A 19,253-nucleotide genomic window follows, 5' to 3' on the forward strand; every position below is an offset into this window, starting at 1 on the left:
AGTGAAATATGCTGTAGCAAAAAAAATAACCGGAATGCTGCTGATTGGCAGTCTGCTTCTAAGTGGCTGCCAGTTCTCGCTATCACCGCAAGCTCGTGAGGCAGCAGCAGCTGTAGATCAGGCCGATCTTCCCTCCCTGCCTCCCGGAGAACAACTGAAATCTTCTTTCAGCGATCCTCGCCTGCAAGGCATGATTGGTATTGCCCGGAATGAAGCCTTGCAGCTGTTTATCGATGAAAAGACGGCAGAGATTGCTGTCCTGGACAGAAAGGGCGGACAGATCTGGCGCAGCAATCCGGCAGATCGAGAGCAGGACGGGATTGCGGCTGGGATTAACAAAGATCTTCTGTCATCCCAGGCCAGACTTAGCTTTTTCAACAACCAAGGTCAGAGCAGTACGGTGAACTCTTATACGGATAGTATCGGTCACAAGCAGGTTAGCTTTGAGGCTATGCCAAGCGGGGTCCGGGTTCACTATCAGTTCGGGAGCACCGAGCGCTCCATTGAAGATTTGCCGGTCAAAATCAGCAAGGAACGATTTGAGCAAAAGTTGTTAGCACAGCTCGACAAGGCAGGAGAACGCGCCTTGAAGATCGGGTATACCGAAGACAAAGAAGAAGGTGTTTATGTTCGAATCGACAAGGCCCTGCAGGGACTCCAGTTGTCCCGTGCCCTGAAGGCATTTGACACGGCTGGTTATACGGAAGAAGACCTGGCACAGGATCATGCCGAACACGGAATTGATCAGGAGCGCAGTGGACCGCGGCTCTTCATGATGACTTTGGAATATGAATTGGATGGAGAGAATCTGCTGGTGCGTGTTCCAGCATCCGGCATTCATTTTCCGGAAGAATATCCGATCAACACCATTTCCGTACTGGAATATTTCGGAGCCGGAGGGATGAAAGAAGAGGGGGCGATATTTGTACCGGACGGCTCGGGAGCACTGATCCATTTTAACAATGGGAAGCTCCAATATCCAGGGTATCAACAAGATATTTATGGCCCGGATTTGACGATGAAGCTGCGGGAAGCCGGATCGGCGGAAGCCAAAGCCCGGTTGCCGGTCTTTGGACTGATTCGCAAAGAGGGAGCTTTCCTTGGCATTATCGAGGAAGGGGACGCTGTGGCAACGGTGAATGCGGATATCAGCGGCAAGCTGAACAGCTATAACAACGTATATCCAAGCTTCTATGTCATGAATAAGAGCGATGTAACGCTTCAGGCAAGTGACATGGTACGAACACTTCCCAAATTCCAGAAAAAACCGACAGCGTCAGACTTTGTTGTCCGTTACTCCTTTGTCGGCGGGGAGAAGGCTTCCTATTCAGGGCTGGCGGAACTCTATCGGAATTATCTGCTGCAAACCGGCGGACTTCCCGAGCAGCAAGCGGGTAAAGAACAGGCGGGCATTCCATTTTATCTGAAATTGTTCGGCGGGATGACAACCCGGCAGCATATGCTGGGTATCCCTTATGATTCTACTGAGGCGCTTACGACCTTTGAGGAAGCCAAGCAGATTCTGTCCACGCTGACGGAGAAAAATGTATCCAACATTCAGGTTCGCTACGCCGGATGGTTCAATGATGGACTGCACCATCGGCTGCCGGATTCCATTTCGGTGGACGGAGCCATTGGTGGCAAGAAAGGTATGCGTGACTTTAGTGATTACTCACGGGAAGCGGGTATCGGATTTTATCCGGACATAGCTCTCCTGAATGTGCAGTCGAAGAAAGGATTCAAACCGAATAGAGAGGCTTCACGAACGTTAACCCAGGAACCGGCTGTCGTGTATCCGATGAATCAAGCCTTACAGCGCCGTGATCGGGATAGGTCACCATCCTATGTACTTTCGCCCAACAAGCTGGATCAAGTTACCACAGATATGCTGGATGAGATGAAGTCTATTTCAAAAGAAGAGCAAGCGCAATCACTGAGCCTGAAGGATCTGGCTGAACAGCTGAACAGCGACATGAATCCCAAGAAGCAGCTGGATCGAACGGAAGCGTTGGGCGTGGTCACCAAAGCCCTCGAACAGATCAAACAGCAGGCAGGCTCCGTTGTGGCCGAAGGTGGAAATGGCTACGCGCTGCCGTATGTTACCGGACTGACGGATGCTCCAATGAGCAGCAGCCAGTTCAAACTGGAGGATGAGGAGATTCCATTCTTTCAATTGGTGGTTCATGGAAATATTAGTTACACGGGATCTCCATACAATCTTTCGACGTATACGAACCCGAGACAATATGTGCTGAAGCTGATCGAATACGGTGCAAGTCCGTACTTTGCCTGGTTTAATGCGCCTAATCATGTAGTCAAACAGACCGATTATGACGATCTGTACGCGGCAAATTACAAGCAGTGGGTGGATCTGGCTGCCGAGATGTACAACGAGGTCAATCAGACCAATCTTCCATTTGCCGGGCGTTTCATGCAGTCGCATGAAGCATTGGCGGAAGGTGTGTACCGAACAACCTATGATGGCGGTGGCTTCGTGATCGTGAATTATAATGATTTTCCTGTAGAGGTTGAGGGCCAATCCGTGGAAGCCCAAGGTTATGTGACTGGTGGTGAGCAGCTCTGAAGACACTCCTGAAAAGGAAATCGGGAAGTCGTACGTACGCTCAGCAGAAAGCCATGTGGGGCGTCATCTACGTGCTTCCATGGCTGGTCGGATTTGTATTATTTTTCTTCATCCCGCTGCTCGCGTCACTGCGTTACAGCATGAGCACGATTCAGGCCAATGCGGAAGGCATTGCCATTCAATTCACCGGGGTCGCCAATTATATTCAGGCACTCACCGTCAATACCAGTTTTAACCGAGCGTTGATCGAGTCGATTACCGATGTGCTTGTCAATGTGCCTCTTATTGTCATATTTAGCCTGTTTCTCGCCGTCATCCTGAACCAGAAGTTCAGAGGCCGGGCAGTGGCACGTTCCATATTCTTCTTGCCCGTTATTTTGGCATCCGGTGTCATCATGTCACTGGAGAGCACCAGCTTGATTGATGCTGTTAACCAGAACAGTACTGGAGGAAGCGCACTAGGTACATTTGAGCTCGAAAATCTGATGTTGGATGCCGGGGTGAGCGAATGGATCGTGACGTATCTGAGCAGTGCCGTGGATCGGATCTATCAGATTGTCAGCCAGTCGGGCGTGCAGATTTTGATCTTTTTGGCTGGCATCCAGACCATTTCTCCTCAGCTCTATGAGGCATCCAAAATGGAAGGTGCTACCGGGTACGAAGCATTCTGGAAGATTACATTCCCGATGGTCAGTCCGCTGATCTTTGTCAATGCGATCTACACCATTATCGACTCGTTTGCCAATAACGCCATGACTGAACTGATCCGGGATACCGGATTTGTGAAATTTGACTTTGGCCTCAGCTCGGCGATGGCATGGGTGTATTTCCTGGCGATTGCCATCATTCTCGTGATTGTATCCATTATTTTCTCGAAACGAGTCTTCTATCAAGATTAGAAAGGAGGACGTTCAGCGTGACGACTTCTCGATTATTATCGCTGGAACACTGGAAAGGCTGGCTCTGGTCTGTGATTCGGTTCGTACTGATTACTGGACTTTCCTTTGTTATCCTCTTTCCAATATTTCAGAAAATCTCAACGTCCATCAAAGATAAGGGTGACCTGTATTCCGCAGTGGTGGTATGGATCCCCCAGAATTTCTCGATCGATAACTTTCAGCAGGCTATCCGGGTTATGGATTACTGGGCGACGCTGTTCAATACCTTCGCGCTGTCAGCGACAACAACACTGTTAACGACAGCGTCCTGTGCCCTTGCAGGGTATGGTTTCGCCCGGTTGAAGTTCAAGGGGAGCAATTTGCTGTTCGCAGGTGTGATTCTCACGATTCTCGTTCCACCCACGACGATTTTGATTCCGGTGTATCTGAATCTGAAAAGCTTCGACCTGATGGGCTTGATGACACTGATTACCGGCAAACCGGTGAACCTGCTGAATACCTACTGGCCGTTCATTCTGACCGCCATTACGGCCAATTCGCTTAAAGCCGGGTTGTATATTTTCATCTTTCGTCAGTTCTTCCGCGGCATTCCGAAGGAAGTGGAAGAGGCTGCATATGTGGACGGGGCAGGCATTGGGCGGACCTTCGCCCGAATCATGCTGCCGAATGCAATTCCATCCATGGTGACCGTGATGCTGTTTTCCTTTGTATGGCAGTGGAATGATAGCTTCTACACGACCACGTATCTGACTTCAAGTAAGGTCATGTCGACCCAACTGTCATCGCTTCCGTATAATCTAGCCCAACAAGTAAGTGATGGAGCCTCTAAGGCGGATCCTTTTTATCTAAGTATGATTCAGGATACGGGAATATTGCTCGCCATTCTGCCTTTGATTGTCATCTATCTCTTCGTGCAGCGTTATTTTGTGGAGAGTGTAGAACGTACAGGAATCGTTGGCTAAAACGCTAGGCTTACCCGTGAAGAAAGATCCGAGACAGCTCGATACGATCTGAAGAGAGGAGGAGGAGGAGTCTTGCACCTGAACGTATGGAACGGGTTGCGGAAGCGTGCGCCAACTGAAGCTTAGTCTACTCGTAGATTTTGCTGCAATCATCGGATATTGCATTGAGGAAAAGCAATCGATCATGACAGGAGGATATAAAGTGAAAAAGATGTGGATGTCTTGTAAACTTTTACTCGTTTTGGCTTTACTGATTACGATTGCTCCATGGGGAGGAAGCCGCGCAGAGGCGTGGGTTGGCATGCCTATGGGCAAGCTTCACGTAAGTGGCAAGAATCTGGTGAACAGCAACAATCAGCCTGTGCTTCTGAACGGTTGGCATCAACCTTCAGGTGCCTACTGGACGTATCAGAGCAGCAATTATTATCTTAATCTGCACGGCAACAATCGTCATGCGGCTACACTGGCCTACCTGAAAGACATTACCGATACATTTGCGGACACAAGTCCGAAGTACGGCAGCAATCATGGATGGAACATGAATCAGGTTCGTCTGTTCATTGATCGTGAGGACATGGGTGATGTGGCGGCGGGTACATACAATTTTGCCGGGGTGCAGACCGTTACGCAGAACGTCATTATCCCATACATTCAATATGCCAAAACCAAAGGTGTGTATGTCGTCCTGGGACTCGACTTTACGTTGAAGGATGACCAGGCAACCACCGCTTCCAACCTGCAGAAATTCAATCAAATCTGGGGATATCTTGCATCTCGTCCCGAGATTAAAAGTGCCGATAACGTTCACTTTGAGCTCATTAACGAGCCAGTAAAATCGTATGCGAATGGTCATTGGGGCGGATACAACGGGGAAAATGATTTTGTGGATCACTGGAATGACCTGCGCAATTTCCAGAACTCCATCATCTCCACGATTCGTAACCAGGGTGCCGATAACGTAATCTGGGCTGCAGGTTTGGGGTATAACCAGTTCTACAGTCTGACGGCAAGCCATCCATTGACGGATCCCCTGAACAACTATGGATATGCAGTTCACTGGTATCCGGGTTACGGCGCATACGATAACTTCTCCATATTGCAAGATCAGTGGAATACCAATGTGAAAGCAGCTGCAGACAAGTATCCGATCAATATCACGGAAGTAACCTGGTTTAAGAACAAGCCTGGTGATTCGGCCTATTGGAACCTGTTTAATGGCAGCAACGAAGGTTTCGGTACCAATACCAAAACCATCTTCAACGCGGCTGGAAACGTTAGTATTGCGGCTCACATGAACGGCTTCATTCTTGAGCCGGGGCAGCGCAGCTCTTTTGCCGATCCAACGGCTGGACTGAAATGGGATGGCGATGCTTCACGAAGTGCCATGGGACGATTCCTGTTCAACTGGTACCATGAACGTGCTCAATCGTACCCGGGTGGAAATGGTGGTGGACCCACAACCGGGCTTGTGTCAGGTGCAACCTACAAAATTGTGGCCAGACATTCCAATAAGGTCATTGACGTTCCTGGGGGGCAAAATCAAAACAATCTTCAGCTTCAGCAATGGAGCGATCTGGGCGGCAATCCTCAGAAGTGGGTTCTGACCTCCATCGGCGGTGGCAGCTATACACTAACCAGCGTGAACTCACCGGACAAAGTAATTGATATTCGCAACGGTACTCTCACGAACGGTGAAGCGGTTCAGCTCATGAGCAATCTGAACACGACCGCACAGCATTTCAAAGTCAACGATCTGGGCAATGGATATTGGAGCATCATTAACGTGAACAGCAACAAAGCGATTGAAGTGGAAAACGCTTCCACATCTGATGGCGCCAAGTTGCAGCAGAATACGTACACGGGTGCAACGAATCAACAATGGAAATTTATCGCGGTTAGCAATTAACGCTATTGCACAAGAGGACCTCCAAGGCTGTTATCGCCGGAAAGGTCCTCTTTACGTTGAGATTCAGTCTGCGCGATGCGCTGTGATGCATAGGAACTCCGTTTGTACGATGACTCATTGTAGAGTGATTAATATATCCGATATCTGCCGCTTAAAGCCAGCAAGCTGAAAAAATACAGACAGTTATCATAATAGCGGCGCTCACCCTGGCGCAGGGGGGTGTTCCAAAAGAGGCTAACGAAATGTTCCACATGTGGACCATCTGCAGCCAGTGAGGCCATGGCGTTGGTAGCGAGCAGACCGATCGGATGCAAGGAAGGTTCATCGAACGGTTCACCCTCAATGGTATATCTGCGATATTCTGCGACATCAATGCTGCTGAAGAAGGACTGAATTCGATTCGATTGTTCCACCTGCCAGGGATCCTTGCGGAACCATTCCCAGTCCAGAGCAATATTCGCGGCAACCCGGTAAGCATCGCTGTAAAAGTGTCTAAAATCTCCATGCGGCTGAACAGGAGCGGGTGATCCGTCATAGTTCGCATATTCAGGCGAAAGCCCGGTTATAGGATGACAGGCGGTATGCAGATAAGCTCGACTTGCCGCCGCTGCTTCTCTCCAGAAGGCTTGATCGTCTTCATCCGCGTATAATGCAAACAACTCATAGAAATGGGGGAGATGGTAGGATGGATCACTGAATGGTGATTCCGGTACGAATTTGATCAGCTTGGTTTCCGGGTCCCACATGGGATCTCCCTCGCCATTTTCACCTTGATGAATGCATGCGCGGAGGATTCTTCTGGCTTGTTCCTTATAGTTAAAAGGCGCATCCCCATCACCCCAGCGGTTAGAAGCAAAGAACAGAGCCATCGCGAAAAACTCCTCACCATCAGGTGCAGGACCTTGAGATAAGCGGGTTCCATCAGGTTTGCAGTGCCAGGCAAAATAATCCTTGTATCGACCTTCAGCATGCTGCATGAATGTATGGGAATAATTCCAGAGCCGATCGAATTCTTCTTTTTTGTCCATCTGCACAGCCATCATCATGCCATAAGACATGCCTTCGGAGCGAACATCGTTATTACCGGTGTCGAGTAAATAGCCTTTGTCCTCACCCATCGGGTAATAGATTCGCGTATTCTCTTCTCCATAAAACAGCTCGTTCCATGACGCCTCCAGCCGTGCGTTTATTTCCTGTTCCTCATAACCAAACTTGTGAAAGAGATTGTTATATGTATTTGTATCATAGGCGCCTTGACCGGTGATATTCATGGGTTTTCCTCCTTTTAATGCAAACGTTAAACCCATTATATCACGGTAAATGTGTATAAATTAAAGCGTTTACATTGGAAATCTTAGTTCTTTCCTTCTTCGGATTATCATGGCCAAATTGAAATGATATGATTGCTGCAAGTCCTATACTTTATCGGGTATCTGTTAAATTATGTAAGTGTTACACTCGTGAAGAAGGACCCATTCAAGCATAAAGTTCTACCGGTTTGGATTCCTTCAAATGACTATGAACTTTATGATCGAAGAAAGGATGGTGGTAAACATGGTTCGCGATGCAGGAGATACACCAGAAGCAGATATACACCAAGGGATGACTGCACCGCGTGATCCCGTTGGAGTGAAGGAGACGAATAACGAGACAGCGTTCGATTACAGCTCCCCTGAATATCACAACATGATTAGCCAATCTCTTTTGAACAAAGGTCACAATGCCAGATTAAAACGGGCGATTCAGAAGGCTGGGCAGGGTGAACCTGTTGTTATGGCTTATATCGGTGGTTCGATCACCCACGGCGCTGGCGCAATTCCTATTCATCTCCGTAGTTACGCCTATCGATCGTATGAGCGGTTCAAGGCGATGTTTGCTCCATCAGACAGCCGTTCCATTCAGCTGGTTAAAGCCGGAGTAGGCGGAACGCCTTCTGAACTGGGAATGATACGCTATGATCGTGATGTGCTTGGAGATGGCCAAATTCAACCGGATATCATCGTTATTGAGTTTGCAGTTAATGATGCGGACGATGAAACCCGGGGGAACTGTTACGAAAGTTTAATATTGAAAGCGCTTGCTGCAGATAACAAGCCTGCAGTCATCCTTTTGTTCAGTGTCTTTGAGAACGACTGGAATCTACAGGATCGCCTAGCTCCGGTGGGCTGGTATTACAATCTGCCCATGGTGAGCATGAAGGATGCTCTTGTCGAGCAATTCCACAAGACCAAGCACGAAGGTAACGTCGTAACCAAAGAGCAATATTTTCATGATATATATCATCCGACCAACCTGGGACACCAGATCATGGCCGATGCACTGGGTCACCTGTTTGATGCAGTGAATCATGCCGAACTGGACCAGGAAGATCATGATCTGAGAAGGCCGCCTCTGATTGGGGATGATTTCGTCCACGTGAAACTGCTGGATCGGAAAAACGGCAATCAACTTGCCAAAATCAACCCGGGGTGCTTCGCGCAGACGGATACCGACCTGCAGATGGCCGAGATGGATGATCACGATTATGCTACGCCGCTCTTCCCGCACAATTGGATGTATACCCGCGGTGAGAGGGCCGAAACGCAAAAGTTCAAGCTGCAAATGCGTTGCAGATGTCTTCTATTAATCTTCAAAGACTCCGGAAGCGACGAGTTCGGAACAGCCCTTATCAAAGTGGATGGTGTTCTCACGAAACAAGCCAATCCGCGTGAAGTAAATTGGACACGCTGTCATGCCATGCTCCTGATTCAAGATAAGCATGCCAGAGAGCATACGATCGAGATTGAAATGGCAGAAGGACATGAGGATAAACGCTTCACGATTCTTGGTTTTGGCTATGTCAGTTAACAAAACAAAGGCCGGAGATTAATCCAATAGCTAAATGCACCTATGAAGGGAGTACTGTACATGATATCTTCAGCACCGGCTGGATTTGACCAATACCGCAATGATATACCTCGCGGAGCAATAGAGACGATAGAGTATGATTCCACTACGGTAGGGAATACACGGAAAGCGTTGGTGTACACACCTCCAGGATTTTCTTCCGAAAACACATACCCTGTTCTTTACTTGCTTCACGGGATCGGTGGAGATGAGATGGAATGGCAGCAGCACGGTAGCCCGCAGATCATCTTGGACAATCTGTACAACGATAACCTGCTGGAGCCCATGATTGTTGTTTTGCCCAACGGTCGCGCCATGCCCAACGATCGAGCCGAGGGAGATCTATTTGACCCGGAGAAAATAAAAGCCTTTGAGCGATTTGAATCCGACTTGATTCATGATCTTATTCCTTATATTGAATCCAATTATTCCGCAAGTACAACCAGGGATAATAGGGCAATCGCCGGCTTATCCATGGGCGGAGGACAGTCCTTGAACATCGGGCTGGGCAATCTCAACCATTTCGCTTGGGTCGGTGCCTTCTCTCCGGCTCCAAACACCAAAGCGCCAGAGCTGCTCCTTCCTAATCCGCAGGAAGCAATCTCGCTTTTGTCGCTCCTTTGGATCTCCTGTGGCGATCAGGATAATCTTATCCAAATTAGCGTTGACGTACATCAATATTTGGAACAGCAGGGCCTACCGCACATCTGGTATGAAGAGAGCGGAGGTCATGACTGGCCAGTGTGGAAAAATGATTTGTATCTGTTTTCCAAACGTCTTTTTAAATAAATACCAACTCAACTCCAACTCCAGTGTCTACCCGAAAAAAGTACCGAATTATTCAAAACCTAATCCAAATATCAGGAGGTTTTTACCATGTTTAAATTCGGAAAAAAATTGTTAACTGTTGTCCTTGCCGCTTCCATGAGCTTCGGAGTATTTGCCGCTACATCCAGCGCAGCAACAGATTATTGGCAGAACTGGACAGATGGAGGGGGTACTGTTAATGCCGTGAACGGTTCGGGAGGAAACTACAGTGTAAACTGGCAGAACACGGGGAACTTTGTTGTCGGTAAAGGGTGGACGTACGGTACACCTAATCGTGTAGTGAATTACAATGCGGGTGTATTCTCTCCATCCGGCAACGGATATTTGACGTTTTACGGGTGGACACGGAATGCACTTATTGAATACTACGTGGTGGACAACTGGGGAACATACCGTCCAACCGGAACATACAAAGGCACAGTAAACAGTGATGGCGGCACATATGACATCTATACCACCATGAGATACAATGCACCTTCCATTGATGGCACGCAGACCTTCCCTCAATATTGGAGTGTGAGACAAACCAAGCGTCCCATTGGTGTGAACTCTACGATTACGTTCAGCAATCACGTGAATGCATGGGCAAGCAAAGGCATGTATCTGGGCAACAGCTGGTCTTATCAGGTGATGGCAACTGAAGGATATCAAAGCAGCGGAAGCTCCAACGTGACCGTTTGGTAACGTCCTAGCTTCTGGTCATCATTCCCAGGGAATGGTTCAATCGTAATTTCTGAACAGGAGATCTAGCAAGACAGGTCCAAGGCCTGTCTTGCTTTCAATCCAGGAACCAGAAGGAGACATAAAATGAAAAAGTGGATGCTATTTCTGTTCATTACAGCTGTGGCTTGCCTAAGCGCTTGTACATCAACGAATGCTGATGTAGGGGATCATTTTGTTTACGTGGAGGGTGGAACCTTTAAGAGCACCAAGTCGACGTTTAGCGGTAAGGACGTAACCGTTTCTGATTTTTACATTGGGAAATACGAAGTTACGCAGAAGGAATGGATGGAGATCATGGGAGAGAATCCATCCGGTTTCAAGGGAGATGACCTGCCCGTTGAAATGGTGAGCTGGTACGATGCCGTGGAATACTGCAATCAGCGCAGCATCAAGGAAAACCTGAAACCCTACTATAATATCGACAAGAATACGACCGATCCAAGCAACAAAAACGAAAACGACAATCTCAAATGGACGATTACTGTAAATGAAGGCGCAGACGGTTACCGCTTGCCGACTGAAGCAGAGTGGGAGTATGCTGCAAGCGGAGGCCAAAAAAGCATGAACTACGTCTATAGTGGAAGCAGCAATCCTGATGAAGTAGCCTGGTACTGGATCAATGCAGGGGACAAGATATTGACTGGCGACTGGAGCTGGCCTGCGATTGAGAGCAACCGAAATCAAACCCAAAAAGTGGGTACCATGAAGGCCAATGAACTGGGTATCCATGATATGTCAGGGAATGTGAGAGAGTGGTGCTGGGACTGGTACAGCCATCCCGAGAGCCCGGAGAATACCTGGCGTGTGGTCAAGGGGGGCGGCTGGATTGGCGGTGTTAACAACAATGAGATTTCCTTTCCGGGTAAATTTGATGCCAATGGATTTGGCCCCGATCAGGGGTTTCGAGTCGTACGTGGAATATAAGAGGTCCCTTCCTAACAGAAGGGCCTTTTTTATAGAAGACGACAGAGAACATGATCTTAAAAAATGAATATGTTTTCTTTAAACTTTGCTATAGTTCACCGATTATGAACCATATAAAATGGAAATACCAACCAATGTAAGCGCTTTTATGAAATAATTAAATCAAGCACTGGCTGTTGAATCTAGGATCGAAGGGAGTTTCAAAAATTCGTTTACACGGTTGGAATAAGAAATGGAGGTGTATTGATGAAGAGGAAGACTTGGTTCACATTAATGGTATCTGGAGTGGTTTCATTATTTATTTCGGTAAGCGCTTTTGCTGGGTGGGTGTTTTGGGAACCGCTGACGTATCACAATGCAAGTACCTGGCAGAAGGCAGATGGGTATTCCAACGGTTCCATGTTCAACTGCACGTGGCGGGCGAATAATGCTAATTTTACGAGTGATGGCAAGCTGCGCTTGAGTCTGACAAGTCCTTCAAACAACAAGTTTGATTGTGGAGAATATCGGTCAACGAATACTTACGGCTATGGTCTCTATGAAGTAAGTATGAAGCCTGCTAAAAATACAGGAATTGTATCCTCTTTTTTCACCTATACCGGTCCTTCTGATGGCACACAATGGGATGAGATTGATATCGAGTTCCTTGGCAAAGACACAACGAAAGTACAATTCAATTATTATACAAACGGCGTTGGAAATCATGAGAAGATCGTAAATCTGGGCTTCGATGCGTCCCAGGGATTCCACACGTATGCGTTTGATTGGCAACCCGGTTATATCAAATGGTATGTGGATGGTGTCCTGAAACATACGGCCACCACTAACATTCCCAGCACACCTGGGAAGATTATGATGAACTTGTGGAACGGAACCGGCGTTGACAGCTGGTTAGGGGCATATAATGGAGCTAATCCGCTATACGCAGAATATGATTGGGTGAAATATACGAGTAATTAACAGAAACTCACGAACGGGTCCAACTAGTGCAATAAACTGCAAGAAACAGAGGAGCGGATTACTTCCGCAATCCTCTGTTTTTTTATGATCATTTTCAACCTTTACAGAACAATCGAAACGTAAGATGATGAGGGAAAAGGGTGGAAATGAACGAGAGACAAGAGTAAGACGTTGTACTAATACAACATCCGTATTCACTTTTTAATATCCTAAATTAATACAATAAATGTTGCAATATTAGTATGGGCATTCATATGGTTCATTCATTATGATGGACTCTGTAGACAACATCACTACATACAGGGGGACTCACAAGTTGAAAACAATCAAGAAAAGAAAGATTGGCGGTTTGGCTTTGGCAGGAATGTTGGCGCTTACAGCAGTTCTTAGCGGATGTAACAGTGGAGCAAGCAAAGAGGCTGCACCGAGCACACCGAGTACTGCACTGGAATTGAAGGATGGGAAGTATGATCCGCCCGTAACACTTACTTATTTACGTCCCTGGGGACCCGAAATCAAATTCAAATCTGGTGAAGATCAGGACAATAACGTGCACACCAAATGGGCAAAAGACAAGCTCGGCATTGAATTAAAAAATCAGTGGGTATCACCGTCCACCAACAATGCGTTTGAAACGAAGCTGCGCTTGTCGCTGGCTTCCAATGCAGAAATGCCGGACATTATTTCGTATCGCGGCGATTTCAATCTGGCACGTGAGTTGATTGAAACAGGCAAGTTCGTTGATGCTGGTGAATTGTTTGATCAATATGCAAGTGATACCTGGAAAGCTGCCGTGAATGAAGATCCTTCCGTATGGTATCCGTACATGCAGGATGGTAAACGGATTGGTATTCCGATTCTGGATTACTCCTACAATAGTGATCCGGTGATGTGGATTCGCGAGGATTGGATGAAGAAGTTTAATTTGAAAGCACCTGAAACGCTGGCTGATCTTGAAGTGATTATGGAAACGTTTACGAATAAAGACCCGGATGGCAATGGTAAAAAAGACACCTACGGTCTGACCATCGGATTCAAAAACTGGCTCAGCACATGGATGTCTGATGCTGGTTGGGTCTTCGGAGCCTACGGCACGATGCCAAATCAGTGGAATCTGAACGCAGAAGGCAAACTGGAGTACGGTTCTGTAAATCCAGGAGCTAAACAAGCTTTGGCAACACTGGCTGACTGGATGAAAAAAGGGTATATTCCAGAAGAAGCTGGGGTATATGATGAAACCAAAGCAGCAGAAGAGTTTACAGCAGGTAAAGCCGGGATTGTTGTAGGTCCTCACTGGATGCCGTCATGGCCGCTTGAAGATGTGAAGAAAAATAATCCGGAAGCGGAGTACAAAGCTTACCCGATTCCATCCGGACCTGATGGAAAGGCAGGCAGACGAGGTACCGCGAACGACAACGGTGTAATTCTGATTAACAAAGATATGAAAAACCCAGAAGTCTTTTTCACTTATCAAAACTATCTGTTTGATCACTATGCTAATCCAAAAGCAGGTGATGAATTCGAAAATGGCTTCGCTGAAGGATATGACTGGGCAATGAAAGACGGCAAAGTAACAACGGATGCTAGTGTGACAGGCGGTTATGCACCTGAGAAATACACATTAACGTTTGATGGTGCACGTATCCCAAGTCTGAACATGGCTACGCTTGCGAAGTTTGCTAACGGTGAAGAAGCAACAACACCTTTCGAGAAAAAACTTAAGTCTGGTGTACCGGTACCCATGGTGGAAGCGGCCAAGATTGTTCAGGATCAAAAAGATATCGCTTTAAAACAGATGTTCACAGGTGCACCAACGATGTCAATGCAAATGAACAACGACATCTTAACCAAAATGGAGAAGGACCTGTTCTCGCAAATCATCTATGGTAAAGCTCCGATTGATGCTTTTGATACGTTTGTAGAGAAGTGGAAGTCTTCCGGTGGAGATCAAAATACGAAGGAAGTTAATGAGTGGTACCAATCCGTTACGAGCGGAAAGTAAGTACGAGCTAAGCAACGAAATCTTATCCGTTATTTCGTTCTAACCAAGCTGCTAAAGCAGGTGGGAAAGTACAAAGAAAAGGCCTTGCTGGAAATCATTCCAGCAAGGCCTTTTTGCTTCAAACCGGCAGATTCTCTCTATATTCCTGCGGTGTCAGATCGTAAAATTTTTTAAATACCCGAATAAAATACGCCGTGTTGTTGTAGCCGACAAGCTCCGCAATTTCGAATACCTTGGCACTTGAGGATCTCAAATAGTAAGCTGCTTTTTCCATCCGCAAACGATAGACATAAGCTGTCAGCGCTTCTCCAGTCTCCGTCTTATACACTTTGGAAAGATACACAGGGTGCAGGTGGACATGTTCGGCAATAGCCGGTAAGGAAACATCGGAAGCCAGATGCAGGTCCACAAAGCTTTTGACACTGCGAACGATGGTACTGTGATTGTCCTTCAGCTCCTGTTCCGCGTCTTCACTGATGGAATAAAGTGTGCGGATCGACCAGTCTTTCAACTGCTGGGCAGTAGCATAGCTTGGTGCCTGGAAGTATTTGTACGTTTCGGCAGGCAGGACAGAAGAGATCTGTTTTCCGTTTTTGTGGATGATATAAGCAAAAGCCCCTGCCAAGGCATGATACACCTCAATCGTCGTTTCCGCGATATCATGATGCTGCGCGGATTCGAGCAATTCCTCGAAAATGACCTCAATCTTCTGTTCCACATCGTCAAAGCGGCCAGCTTCCAGAAGACTGATTAGGGTTGGAGGCTTGTACAGAGAACGGATGGCAGGAAGGGGGTGTACATCCTTATCGTCTGAAGCAGTGATGAACAAACCCTGCGCATGTCCCATACGCTTCCGCATGGATCTGACAGCACTCTCATAAATCTCACCAATCTCATTAGGGAATTTGCCCCAGTGAGAGACTGCGATTGAAATAGCCCCTTTTAAATATAACTGAACGTTGGTCTGAATTTGGGCAGCGTAATGTTCCAGCAGCACTTGAGGTTTTTCCTCTTTGCTCACACTTGGTGTGCCGCCTTTTTTGACACTAACCAGCACAACCAGATAATCATGGACATCCCGCGTATGCCAAATATGAAAATGCTGCTGCGTCACCTCGCTGATAATGTTGCTAATGGCATACTGCATCAGCGAAAGATCATGGTCAGCCATCTCGGATAGATGCTCTTCCATTCGAATAACAAGCATGCCCAGCTCCTCACCAACCGAATAGGGCAGATTTAGTAATTCGAGCTTGTCTGCGAGCGTTGAGGGAGAATAGGTTTTGCCTGTCAGCAATTCATGGAGCATCGTAGATTGCAATAAAGGTAAGTTATCCTGGAATGCATGTAAGGCACGTTGATAGGAGGCCGCCGCTTCCCATTTTTGTTTGATCCGGTCAACAAGCCGCTGTACGGTTTCGATTAGATCCTCATCACTTACAGGCTTCAGCAAATAATCAAAGCTTTCTTGAGCCATCGCTTGTTTGGCGTATTCGAAGTCAGCAAAGCCCGAGAGTAAAATGGTCTGCACATGCGACCATTTCTCGTGAATTGCCGTGATTAACTCAATACCAGACATCTCCGGCATGCGAATATCAGTGATTACAATATCAATATCATGATTCTCCATAATTTCCAGCGCTACGGCACCTGACAAGGCTTCGTGTACAGTGCCGATCCCGCAGCTTTCCCACGGAATGGTTTCCGCCAGCGTTTCTACAACGGAACGTTCATCATCAACTAACAAAATTTGTAACATGTACTTCACCTACTCATTGATATTGTTGTGCCATGTAATGCTTACCTTAACGCCTCCGCCAGGCGTATGTTCATAGCTTAGACCCGCGTCTTCACCATACAAAAAAGACAAACGCTGATGAACATTCCAAGTTCCGCATCCCATATTGCCATCGAGCGGTTTGTTAAGATTATCAACCAATTCTTGCATCTGATTCTCCGTCATACCCAGCCCGCTGTCCTCGACGGTTATCGTACACAATTCATCCGTATGATAACCTGTTATGTTGATATGACCGTCTTCAGTACGGGGTTCAATGCCATGAATGATAGCGTTCTCAACGATAGGTTGTAAGCTTAAACGGGGTAACGTTTTATGAAGCATATCGTCCGGTACATCGATGGTAAAATGCATGCGTTCCAGCCGGAGTGCCTGGATTTCCAGGTAATTTTTTACCATGTTCAACTCTTCTTTGATGGAGGCCTGATCATTCTCGGATCTTGTGATGTACCGATAATACTCACCTAAATTAAGCGCCATTGCCACAACGGCTTTCTCATTTTTCATCCTCGCCATATTTTTGATGTAGAAGAGGCAATTGTATAGGAAATGCGGATTAATCTGTGATTGTAACTGCTTTAGTGTGGCCTCACGTCTTCGGAGTTGTTCTTCGTACACGTTCTCAATCAACTCCTGAATTCGCTGTGCCATGATGTTAAATCGTGCAAACAATAAACTGAATTCATTACGTGAAGAATGATGTAATCGAACAGAGAAATCTCCAGTCGACAAACGGTTCGTTCCCTTTACGAGCTGAAGCAATGGAAGCTGCACACTTCGATAAAGCACATACAACACCACAACACTCATAGCAATCAAAACGGCTATGGAAGCGTAGAAGAGATTACGACTATTCGTGATCGGCCCTAGAATTTGCTGCATAGGCACGTAGTCTACGTAGTACCATCCCAGACTGTCTGAATGTATGTAAGAGACATAGTATTCTGTACGGTCAAGCGTCGTGGTGAATCCGCCTTTCCCCTGCAAAGTCATCTCTTTCAGCTTGGACTGAATCGCAGTCAATGTGCCATTTCCACTAGTGTTGCTTATTAAGCCAAACTCGGGATGGAACATAAAAGGGTCACCTTTGTTATTCAATTTGTTCTGATCCAGCATGCTGGTCAGATGATACACTGGAAAGCTGATCTTGGTAATCAGTCTCGACTTCCCAGGAGTGTCGATCGCTGTCGTTGGATCGGTCGTGTACCACTCAAATTGATTATGCTTATATGCCCATGATTTCGAAAGTGGCTTGGAAAATTCATCCTCTTCATACGGGATATAAGCATAATAATCCGTGGAAATGACTTTTTGCAACCTTGGAAAATAAAGGGTGATGGTGGAATGCCATTTGCTGGCTGCATTATACAGATTCATTTTTTCAAGAATGGCACTTCCAACTTTGACCCGTTCATATGGCACATCTTTGTAATCCGGGCGCTGATATTCCTGTATGCTCGAATCTTGCCCAATGGACATCCCATAGAGAGATAATTGGTAAATGTTGGATTCTACAGAGTCGGCAAAAGTGGACAAATGATTCATGGTATTGTTCTGAATTTCGTGTTCGATCACCCGTACACTTTCCCGGTTTGAATAGGTGTACAGAAACAAAACCAGGACAAGCAATGCTACAAACAACAGTGTAATTTTGGTAAAGACATTCAGACGAGCGAACAATGCGGGGCCTCCTAAACTCATTAAAATATTGTTATCGTTGTTGCAATATTAGGATATAGATTGCTTATAACCGTTGCTATAATTTTAATATACAAGTTCATATGCACTTGTAAAATACAAATTTTAGAACATGGGGGATGTAGGGGTGAAGGAACATACGTTAGAAACGCCTCGCAAGGGGCGTGCCATCAAGGCGAGACAGCGCTGGAACATGCAACGAAATTGGTCCTTGCATTTGATGCTCGTACCAGCGGTTTTGCTGGCAATTGTTTTTCAGTACATACCAATGGGCGGGATTGTGATTGCTTTCCAGGATTTTAAACCATACCTCGGATTTACCGAATCCAAATGGGTAGGTTGGGATAATTTCAAGTATTTATTCTTATACCCGGACGTAGGGCAGGTCATCTGGAATACACTGGTGATTGCATTTTTCAAAATAATCGCAGGTTTAATTGCTCCATTCCTGTTTGCGATTTTGTTGAACGAAGTTCGTTTATCTGCTTTTAAAAGGGTCAGTCAAACACTGGTGTATCTGCCGCACTTTCTGTCATGGGTTATCCTGGGCGGAATATTGCTTGATATTCTTTCGCCGCAGGGCGGTATGGTGAACAAACTGGTCGTTGCACTAGGCGGAGATCCGATCTTTTTCCTGGGGGATGGAACTTGGTTTCGGATAACACTGATTGTTAGTGATGTGTGGAAAGAATTTGGCTTTGGCACGATTGTATTTTTGGCTTCTCTGTCCGGTATTAACCCGGCACTGTACGAAGCTGCGGAAGTGGACGGTGCAAACCGGTTCAAACAAACACTGCACATTACAATTCCAGCCCTGATGCCGATCACGATTGTACTCATGACACTCTCCATCGGAAACATTTTGAATGCAGGGTTCGATCAGGTGTTCAATCTGTACAATCCGCTAGTTTATGACAAAGGTGATATTATCGATACCTTCGTATATCGTCTTGGTATCTTGAATGGCAAAATGAGCTTCGCAACGGCTGTAGGATTGTTCAAATCGGTCGTGGCAACCATTCTGATCGTTATCTCATATCGCATGGCTTACAAATTGGCGAATTACCGCGTGTTCTAGTAGAG

14 protein-coding genes are annotated in these 19,253 nt (G+C 46.6%); 11 read left to right on the top strand and 3 right to left on the bottom strand.

Annotated elements, in window-relative coordinates:
* The first annotated feature begins 1 nt into the window (after position 1).
* The 4 genes from ABIC22_RS21860 (at position 2) to ABIC22_RS21875 (ending at position 6,351) form a co-directional block, all read left to right on the top strand.
* Positions 2 to 2,584: a DUF5696 domain-containing protein gene (locus ABIC22_RS21860; protein ID WP_354483732.1), complete on the top strand. Its 2,583-nt coding sequence runs from the start codon at positions 2 to 4 to the stop codon at positions 2,582 to 2,584.
* A gap of 53 nt (positions 2,585 to 2,637) precedes the next feature.
* Positions 2,638 to 3,483, top strand: a complete 846-nt coding sequence (locus ABIC22_RS21865) for a carbohydrate ABC transporter permease (protein WP_095357516.1) — start codon at positions 2,638 to 2,640, stop codon at positions 3,481 to 3,483.
* 17 nt (positions 3,484 to 3,500) lie between these two features.
* On the top strand, positions 3,501 to 4,445 hold the full coding sequence (locus ABIC22_RS21870) for a carbohydrate ABC transporter permease (RefSeq protein WP_110823077.1): 945 nt from the start codon (positions 3,501 to 3,503) through the stop codon (positions 4,443 to 4,445).
* A gap of 211 nt (positions 4,446 to 4,656) precedes the next feature.
* Positions 4,657 to 6,351 carry an RICIN domain-containing protein gene (locus ABIC22_RS21875; RefSeq protein WP_354486053.1) on the top strand — a complete coding sequence of 565 codons (1,695 nt, stop codon included), beginning with the start codon at positions 4,657 to 4,659 and terminating at the stop codon, positions 6,349 to 6,351.
* A gap of 128 nt (positions 6,352 to 6,479) precedes the next feature.
* Here ABIC22_RS21875 and ABIC22_RS21880 read toward each other — a convergent pair whose 3' ends face one another.
* Entirely contained in the window at positions 6,480 to 7,622 is a 1,143-nt protein-coding gene (locus tag ABIC22_RS21880; RefSeq protein ID WP_354483735.1) for a family 8 glycosyl hydrolase, read from the bottom strand.
* A gap of 283 nt (positions 7,623 to 7,905) precedes the next feature.
* On the opposite strand from ABIC22_RS21880, the gene ABIC22_RS21885 reads away from it, so the two are divergent.
* The 6 genes from ABIC22_RS21885 to ABIC22_RS21910 all read left to right on the top strand — a co-directional run bounded on the left by ABIC22_RS21885 (position 7,906) and on the right by ABIC22_RS21910 (position 14,674).
* Positions 7,906 to 9,198 carry an SGNH/GDSL hydrolase family protein gene (locus ABIC22_RS21885; protein ID WP_354483737.1) on the top strand — a complete coding sequence of 431 codons (1,293 nt, stop codon included), beginning with the start codon at positions 7,906 to 7,908 and terminating at the stop codon, positions 9,196 to 9,198.
* Between the two features lie 60 nt (positions 9,199 to 9,258).
* Entirely contained in the window at positions 9,259 to 10,026 is a 768-nt protein-coding gene (locus ABIC22_RS21890; RefSeq protein ID WP_354483739.1) for an alpha/beta hydrolase, read from the top strand.
* A gap of 87 nt (positions 10,027 to 10,113) precedes the next feature.
* Positions 10,114 to 10,749, top strand: coding sequence for a glycoside hydrolase family 11 protein (locus tag ABIC22_RS21895; protein WP_095357522.1), 636 nt, complete (start codon positions 10,114 to 10,116; stop codon positions 10,747 to 10,749).
* Between the two features lie 123 nt (positions 10,750 to 10,872).
* Positions 10,873 to 11,712, top strand: a complete 840-nt coding sequence (locus ABIC22_RS21900; protein WP_127536854.1) for a formylglycine-generating enzyme family protein — start codon at positions 10,873 to 10,875, stop codon at positions 11,710 to 11,712.
* A 246-nt stretch (positions 11,713 to 11,958) separates the two neighbouring features.
* On the top strand, positions 11,959 to 12,672 hold the full coding sequence (gene bglS / locus ABIC22_RS21905; protein ID WP_354483741.1) for a beta-glucanase: 714 nt from the start codon (positions 11,959 to 11,961) through the stop codon (positions 12,670 to 12,672).
* Positions 12,673 to 13,036: 364 nt separating this feature from the next.
* The gene (locus ABIC22_RS21910) at positions 13,037 to 14,674 is read left to right on the top strand and encodes an extracellular solute-binding protein (protein ID WP_483312599.1); all 1,638 of its coding nucleotides are present in this window, start codon (positions 13,037 to 13,039) and stop codon (positions 14,672 to 14,674) included.
* A 118-nt stretch (positions 14,675 to 14,792) separates the two neighbouring features.
* On the opposite strand, the gene ABIC22_RS21915 is transcribed toward ABIC22_RS21910, so the two are convergent.
* On the bottom strand, positions 14,793 to 16,433 hold the full coding sequence (locus tag ABIC22_RS21915; RefSeq protein WP_354483743.1) for a response regulator: 1,641 nt from the start codon (positions 16,431 to 16,433) through the stop codon (positions 14,793 to 14,795).
* Between the two features lie 9 nt (positions 16,434 to 16,442).
* On the bottom strand, positions 16,443 to 18,152 hold the full coding sequence (locus ABIC22_RS21920; RefSeq protein WP_127536858.1) for a sensor histidine kinase: 1,710 nt from the start codon (positions 18,150 to 18,152) through the stop codon (positions 16,443 to 16,445).
* Positions 18,153 to 18,297: 145 nt separating this feature from the next.
* Here ABIC22_RS21920 and ABIC22_RS21925 point away from each other — a divergent pair, with 145 nt between their 5' ends.
* Positions 18,298 to 19,248 carry an ABC transporter permease gene (locus ABIC22_RS21925; RefSeq protein WP_371859924.1) on the top strand — a complete coding sequence of 317 codons (951 nt, stop codon included), beginning with the start codon at positions 18,298 to 18,300 and terminating at the stop codon, positions 19,246 to 19,248.
* The last annotated feature ends 5 nt before the right edge of the window (positions 19,249 to 19,253 follow it).

The sequence above is a fragment of the Paenibacillus sp. PvP094 genome (assembly GCF_040546835.1).
In the GTDB taxonomy this organism is placed as follows: domain Bacteria; phylum Bacillota; class Bacilli; order Paenibacillales; family Paenibacillaceae; genus Paenibacillus; species Paenibacillus illinoisensis.

Coding starts and splice junctions, on each gene's coding strand:
- ABIC22_RS21865 (WP_095357516.1), top strand. CDS start 2,638: ATGTGGGGCGTCATCTACGTGCTTCCATGGCTGGTCGGATTTGTATTA.
- ABIC22_RS21875 (WP_354486053.1), top strand. CDS start 4,657: ATGTGGATGTCTTGTAAACTTTTACTCGTTTTGGCTTTACTGATTACG.
- ABIC22_RS21880 (WP_354483735.1), bottom strand. CDS start 7,622: ATGAATATCACCGGTCAAGGCGCCTATGATACAAATACATATAACAAT.
- ABIC22_RS21885 (WP_354483737.1), top strand. CDS start 7,906: ATGGTTCGCGATGCAGGAGATACACCAGAAGCAGATATACACCAAGGG.
- ABIC22_RS21890 (WP_354483739.1), top strand. CDS start 9,259: ATGATATCTTCAGCACCGGCTGGATTTGACCAATACCGCAATGATATA.
- ABIC22_RS21895 (WP_095357522.1), top strand. CDS start 10,114: ATGTTTAAATTCGGAAAAAAATTGTTAACTGTTGTCCTTGCCGCTTCC.
- ABIC22_RS21900 (WP_127536854.1), top strand. CDS start 10,873: ATGAAAAAGTGGATGCTATTTCTGTTCATTACAGCTGTGGCTTGCCTA.
- bglS (WP_354483741.1), top strand. CDS start 11,959: ATGAAGAGGAAGACTTGGTTCACATTAATGGTATCTGGAGTGGTTTCA.
- ABIC22_RS21910 (WP_483312599.1), top strand. CDS start 13,037: ATGTTGGCGCTTACAGCAGTTCTTAGCGGATGTAACAGTGGAGCAAGC.
- ABIC22_RS21915 (WP_354483743.1), bottom strand. CDS start 16,433: ATGTTACAAATTTTGTTAGTTGATGATGAACGTTCCGTTGTAGAAACG.